6 protein-coding genes are annotated in these 5,828 nt (G+C 67.1%); 5 read left to right on the top strand and 1 reads right to left on the bottom strand.

Annotated elements, in window-relative coordinates; genetic code table 11:
- The coding region (locus tag ADL01_RS44720; RefSeq protein WP_159049540.1) for a hypothetical protein at nucleotides 1–380 on the top strand (380 nt) is incomplete at its 5' end.
- 160 nt (nucleotides 381–540) lie between these two features.
- Here ADL01_RS44720 and ADL01_RS16015 read toward each other — a convergent pair.
- Nucleotides 541–1,734, bottom strand: coding sequence for a hypothetical protein (locus tag ADL01_RS16015; protein ID WP_234354650.1), 1,194 nt, complete (start codon nucleotides 1,732–1,734; stop codon nucleotides 541–543).
- A 1,470-nt stretch (nucleotides 1,735–3,204) separates the two neighbouring features.
- Between ADL01_RS16015 and ADL01_RS16010 the strand changes: the two genes are divergently transcribed.
- The 4 genes from ADL01_RS16010 (at nucleotide 3,205) to ADL01_RS46175 (ending at nucleotide 5,651) form a co-directional block, all read left to right on the top strand.
- Nucleotides 3,205–3,627 carry a transposase family protein gene (locus ADL01_RS16010; RefSeq protein ID WP_078960550.1) on the top strand — a complete coding sequence of 141 codons (423 nt, stop codon included), beginning with the start codon at nucleotides 3,205–3,207 and terminating at the stop codon, nucleotides 3,625–3,627.
- A 186-nt stretch (nucleotides 3,628–3,813) separates the two neighbouring features.
- Complete coding sequence (locus ADL01_RS16005) at nucleotides 3,814–4,239, top strand: ATP-binding protein (RefSeq protein WP_159049539.1); 426 nt, start codon at nucleotides 3,814–3,816, stop codon at nucleotides 4,237–4,239.
- Nucleotides 4,240–4,271: 32 nt separating this feature from the next.
- Complete coding sequence (locus ADL01_RS16000) at nucleotides 4,272–4,817, top strand: hypothetical protein (RefSeq protein WP_053742667.1); 546 nt, start codon at nucleotides 4,272–4,274, stop codon at nucleotides 4,815–4,817.
- Nucleotides 4,818–5,102: 285 nt separating this feature from the next.
- A complete protein-coding gene (locus ADL01_RS46175) occupies nucleotides 5,103–5,651 on the top strand; it encodes a Fic family protein (RefSeq protein WP_234354649.1) in 549 nt (182 codons plus the stop codon).
- The last annotated feature ends 177 nt before the right edge of the window (nucleotides 5,652–5,828 follow it).

Below are 5,828 nucleotides of genomic sequence, written 5' to 3'. Positions count from 1 at the left end.
GAGGCGACACCCGGGCCCTCGGCCTGCACAGCCTCAACCCACGGCACAAAAACGGTCCACCAACTCCGTCGGCGGACCGTCACGAAACTTCGAGGCTAGAGGATGAGCAGAAGCTCCGGCAGGCTAATACCAAGCCCACTATCCTCCTCTTCGACGCCGCCCGCACCGGCATGGCCTGGATCCGCCCGCATCCGGTATGGGCACAGCGCCTGGCGATGCTGCTGCCCGACACCACCCCGTTCATCGGCGCTGCCGTGATGACGCCGACGCTCGACGACCCCGACGTGGGCATCTCCCTGGGCGTGCGCGCGAACCTGACCGACCATGAGCACGCCGCGGTGAACGAACTGGCCCGCCGCCTCGGACTCACCGGGCTGTGACGCGGTCGAGGCTCCTGACCGGGGCGGCGGCCCGCCGTCTCAGTTACATGCTCTGCGCCGCCTCCGATCTGCGCCAACTCACGACCAAGATTGAGTCCATGGGCGGGCCAGACACCGCCGCCGCCGTCCTCCCAGCCGCGCCCTTGGTCGGCCGCTCACGTCATCGTCCGGCACGCCGTTCCGGTCCGTAGGGACTCCACCCCTTGAGGTACGGCTTGAGCTCCTCCGGCTTGGGTTCACGTGTGTGCGGCATCTCTGGAAGCCTGCTCAAGGGGTCGATCGACCTCACGTACCCCCTTGCCCACTCCAACCAGCGTCGGGCCGAGTCCAGCGCCGACTCGTCCACAGCACCGTTCAACTCGCCGATACGGCGTTCCAATGCCATGCAGTACGCGCTGAGGACAGCGGCCCCTTGCCAGCACCCGGCCTCTTCGCGAAGCACCTGGGCAAGTTGTTCGCGAACAGCTTGTTCCTTCGCCACGTCCATGGCCGCTTGCCAACGAGTTTCACGTTCTGCGCTGGCCTGCTGTTCATCCTGCCTGCGCCGAGCGTCTTCTACCGCTCGTGCCTCGATCTCTACAAGGATCACACCCAGGGCTTCTTCAAGGGTCCGGCTCTTCCGATCCCGCCAGCGACCGGGCCGACCAGTCAGACCATGGGCAAGCTCCAAGACGAGACGAGCGGCGCGCTCCGGATCTGTGGAGTCCGGGAACTCCTGCCTGACGGTGACGGTATACGCAAAGCCGTCAACAGCGACGTCGACTCCGCCCTCGCGCGGGAAGAAAGACGACCCGGCCTTCCGCACGTCGTACCCTCGCCGTACCGCCTCAGCCGCCAGCCCCTGTAGCAACAGGAGCGACCTACGGCGTAGTGCAGACGGCATCACCAGCCGACTCTCGTCGTCTTTGAGCGCGGTCACCATCGGATGCAGGTGCCCCAGCCGTGAGGGGACAGGAACCAGACCCCCGCCTTCCTTCGGCCGCTGACTCCGCGCGTTGGGATGTGGGCCCTCCGCGAGAAGCAGCTCCAGCCCCGGCCCGCCGTACGGGACCTTCTCGATACGTTTGCCTACCGGTTCCAGTCCGTGCCGCTTCGCGTAATTGACGACGCGCCGCCACTCCGCGACGTCGTCGTCATTGGGATCAGTAATCCGGACGCGCCCCTCGGCGACGAGCCGCTCGATCAGCTCCTGTGCCTTCGCCCGCCGGGCCCGCGCGACGGGCCGCTCACTGTAGGGCGTCCGAGGTTTGGCGGGCACCGCCGGCTCACTGCCGTCGGCGAACGCAGAGTCGTCGTCAATCATCAGGAACCCACGATCCCGCAAGGCATCGGCCGAGTGCCAGTCACTCGACATCCAGGTTCCCGCGCCATCGTCAACTACGGGGCGTCGATGGCGCCGCTACTGCCGTTCGATCAGGGCGGACCACCGATGCACAGGATCCAGCCCACACCGCGCTCTCTCACCCTCGCTAAAGCCGAAAGGGCGTCCGCCAGCAGCGGGAGCCCTCTGGGACTTCCCGGACGCGTCAACGAGCACGAGCGTGACACAGCCGAAAAGCCATCTGTGCAGGTCAGCAACGCGAATCCGCCCAGCGCGCCAGGCCCCGGGGCCGCCCGGTCTCTTCCGGGACACTGACCATCAGTAACCAGCAGCTCCGCGCAGAGCGTCGCCCATCCTCGGCTCCCCATCGATATACGCCACCCCGACAGGGCCTGACCTGCCCAACAGGCTGCCTGACACCCCATCAGAACGAGCGTCAAATGAGCGTCACGAGCGTCATTTCAGCGTCAAGATATCGCCCGTAACGCCCACACCGCACATAATGCGCACAGGCGAAACCGCAGGTCAGGACCCCTTAGCCACCGGTTCAAGGATCGCAACGCACTCCACATGATGCGTCATCGGAAAGATGTCGGCCTGGACGAGTCACGAAATATACAAGGTCAGAGGCGGTTTATCCGCTCGCTGTCCCGCGTCCGGGAGCTCGGAGCGTCAAACGAGCGTCACGGCCAACAATCCAACCTCGCGCTTCGCGGCAGATGAGGCCGCCGCGACCAGCTCGTCTGCGCAACCTCGCTGCCGATCACTCCGGACGCGGCATCATGTCCCGCGCCACTGCTGCGATGGCCACAACGGAGGAATACCACCCAGCCCACAACACCCCACCTCCACGCAGATGTCGACGTCAACCTCGCGCTGTACCGGGAGAAGTTCCGGCGTCGTCTGCCAGCTGGTGGTGCTCGCTGTCGTGGGGGATCTGAATGCTGCGGGACAAGTAGCCAGCATCGTCGGTGCGGTGGTTGGGCTGGCCGGGGTGGTGATCCCCATGCTCGCTTTGAATGGTGCTTCGGGCACCGCCCGTGTCAATGAGCCGGACAGTGCCGCCGACAACACCAGCGGCACACGGCGTCTCGTACGGGCCGAGCGCGGTGGGATCGCGGCGGGCGGAGACCTCATCGGCAACGCCATCGGGCATCGAGCCGTCGTTTCGGGGCCGCGCACTTCCATACGACGGCCCCCGGATCAGCGGAGCAGGGGCGAGGTTCAGGCCGGGCCGGGCTCAGTGGCCGCCAGCGGGGACATCATCGACCACGCCTTCGGGGACGACGGCCCCCAGGCCGGGCGCCCCGACACCCACAACACCGAGATCGTCCCCACCCCAACCGACGGCTCCCGACCTGTATGTGGGCCCCGATGCCATCGCCCGTGTGGCCCGGAGAGCCAGGTCGTGAATATCGATGAGCATGCGCCATCTTCAAAACCACTGGTCAGGCGGTCTTCCGTGACGTTCGTTCGGGGTGCTCGCGCTGGTCGTGGGCAGGCATGCACCACCGCCACGGCCTGCACTTCCTCGCCCTCACCGACGAGAAGGGCCGCCTGATCTGGATCTCGGCCGCCCGGCCCGGCCGCACCCGCGACATCACCGCCGCCCGCCGCAACTACCTCCTGGCCCACCTCCGCGCCGCCGGCCTCGGCGCGCTGGCCGACCTCGGATTCCTCGGCCTGGACGACGACGCCGACCACCCCGTCGTCGTCACCGGGTTCAAGGCCACCCGCTACCGCAAGCTCACCACCTGCGAAAAGGACGCCAACCGGGTTCTCGCCGCTGGACGCGCCCCCGTCGAACACGGCTTCGCCCACCTCGAAAACTGGCGCACGCTCACCAAACGCCGCACCGACCCCACCCGCGCCACCCACCTCCTGCGCGCCCTGCTCGTCCTGACCAACATCGAAGTCCACCGCTGACCGTCAAACGATCTACAGCGCAGACATCCGCCCACGACCAGCGCGAGCACCCCGAACGAACATTACGGAAGAACCCCTGAACAGCGGTTTTCAAGATAGCGGATCTTCGTTGAATGACGGGATCCGCAGGATCGCCAACTCGTCGCTCAGTTGTCTGAAGTCGGGCATGCCGAGGTGGACCACACCGTGTCGTTCGGCAAGGCGGTTCATCGCGGTGAGCTTGTCGTTCGCCGCGGCGAGGCTCACCTCCAGGCCCGCGATCTCGCCGAACCAGCCCTGTTGCTGGTCTCCGAGCTGGTCACCCCCGCCTGTGGGCACGCCGCCGCCCCGTATCGCCTGGTCCTGTTCCCCGTCCCGGAGGGCCTGTGGGTGGAGATGGCCGACGCCGGCGACGCCACACGCGTCGTGGGACCCGACCAGCCGGCCGTCCCCGGACGTTTCGGCATGCGCCTGATCGCCACGCTCGCCCGCCGCCTGACCGTCACGCACCACGACGGAGGCAAGACCATCTGGGCCGAACAGCCCAGCCTACCCCGCCTTCACCGTCCCTGCGGCATGCTCGGGGCACGCAACAGATCGATCACGGTCGGACCACGCACGTCCAGTCCGTGAAAACCTGATCGCTCGTCAATCAAGGGGTTTCCATGCGCGACCGCGTCCCGTCACCTTTTGCCTCGACCGCCGCGATCACCGTGACCGTCATGGCCGCCGCAGTGCTGCTGAGCGGCTGCGGGAGCAATCAGGGCAGTACCACCGCCACCAGCGCGCCGCCCAGCCCGGCCGCCTCGGCAACCACGGCCACCGCGACGCCCACGTCCACCCCCACTGCCGACGCAGCCCGACAGGTCGCCAGTTGGTACGAGCAGGGCGGCCGGGCGAAGATCGCAGCGCTCACCGACTCGGCGCGCAAGACCGCCAAGAGCGGCAACGATCCCGTCATACAATCCTTGGGCTGCCTCAGTGTGGCCCAGAAGGCCGACGCTGCTCAGGTTTACCCGCCCATCCCAGACACCCAAGCCCAGGCGTCGTGGAGCAAGGCCCTGACGCAGCTGCAGCAGGGCGGCTACATCTGCTCCGACGGGGTGCAGAAGAAGAACACGGCCCGCGCGTCCCAGGGGATGGCCACGATCCAGCACGGCCTGACCGACCTCACCACCGCCCTCTCAAGGATCAATGCCGTCCTCAACTAAAGCCGGTGAGACGGCGCAGCCGGCCCGCGCTCGGGACCGCGATCCGTTCCAGCGTCTCGGGGTCCGCCATGGACCGGATCGTGGAAGGCGTACCGGCAGCGGCGGGCAGGAGCCGGCGAACCCGCCCTGCAAGACGATCTACAGCGCAGACAGCTGCCCACGACCAGCGCGAGCACCCCGAACGAACGTCACGGAAGACCGCCTGACCAGTGGTTTTGAAGATGGCGCATGCTCGATGTGCACATTCACAACGCGGCCGGTGCGGAGACGCGGGGAGCGTAGCTGTTGGAGATCGAGCTGGCACTCGCCGGCCTCCAGCGATACGCAACCCAACTCTCCACCCACGCCGACCGGTTCGCCGCACTCGAACGCGGTCAAGCCCAACACCCGGACAGCGCCCTCGCCGAGCTCCAGTGCCACGGTGTCCAACTCGCCGCCTACGCGGACCGGATAGCCGCCCTCGAACGCCAGCTCACCGACCTCCAACAGCGCCACACCGAGACGATGGATGCCAACGCGCTCCTGCGAAGGCAACGCGACGCCGCTTACGTCCCCCTGGCCTACCCTGCGGCCAGGGCTTACCTGGACGTGGCCATCTTTCACCCTTTCCCGGATGGCAACGCCCGCCTTGCCATGCTCACCCTCGCCTATGTCCTGGAGCTGGAGGGAGTCCGACTGGATCAGGCCGGCCCCTTGCAGACCACGCGTTACGCGGACGACGCCGCCGGCGCGGCAGACCTGGCTGCCCCTGGTCTCCGTCCTCATCCGCTCGACCCATCACCGGGCGACCAGAGCCCGTCACTGAGAGCGCCACCTCCCATCAGGTTCTCTTGATCAGTGAGAGATTTTCATCCTGATCTTGCAGGTCACGGGGGTGTGGGTCGGGGATGACGGACTCGTGCCGGTCAGGAGCGTGATCGTCCTGGGGAGATCGTCGGTCACCTCTGGATCTCGGTGTTCGCGAGGACGAGGAGGGCCCGCAGGAGGATGGTCGCGTGGCGGGTGTTCATG

It is taken from the genome of Streptomyces sp. NRRL WC-3618, from assembly GCF_001280005.1.
Classification (GTDB): Bacteria; Actinomycetota; Actinomycetes; order Streptomycetales; family Streptomycetaceae; genus Streptomyces.
This window is presented reverse-complemented; position numbering and strand designations above follow the sequence as displayed.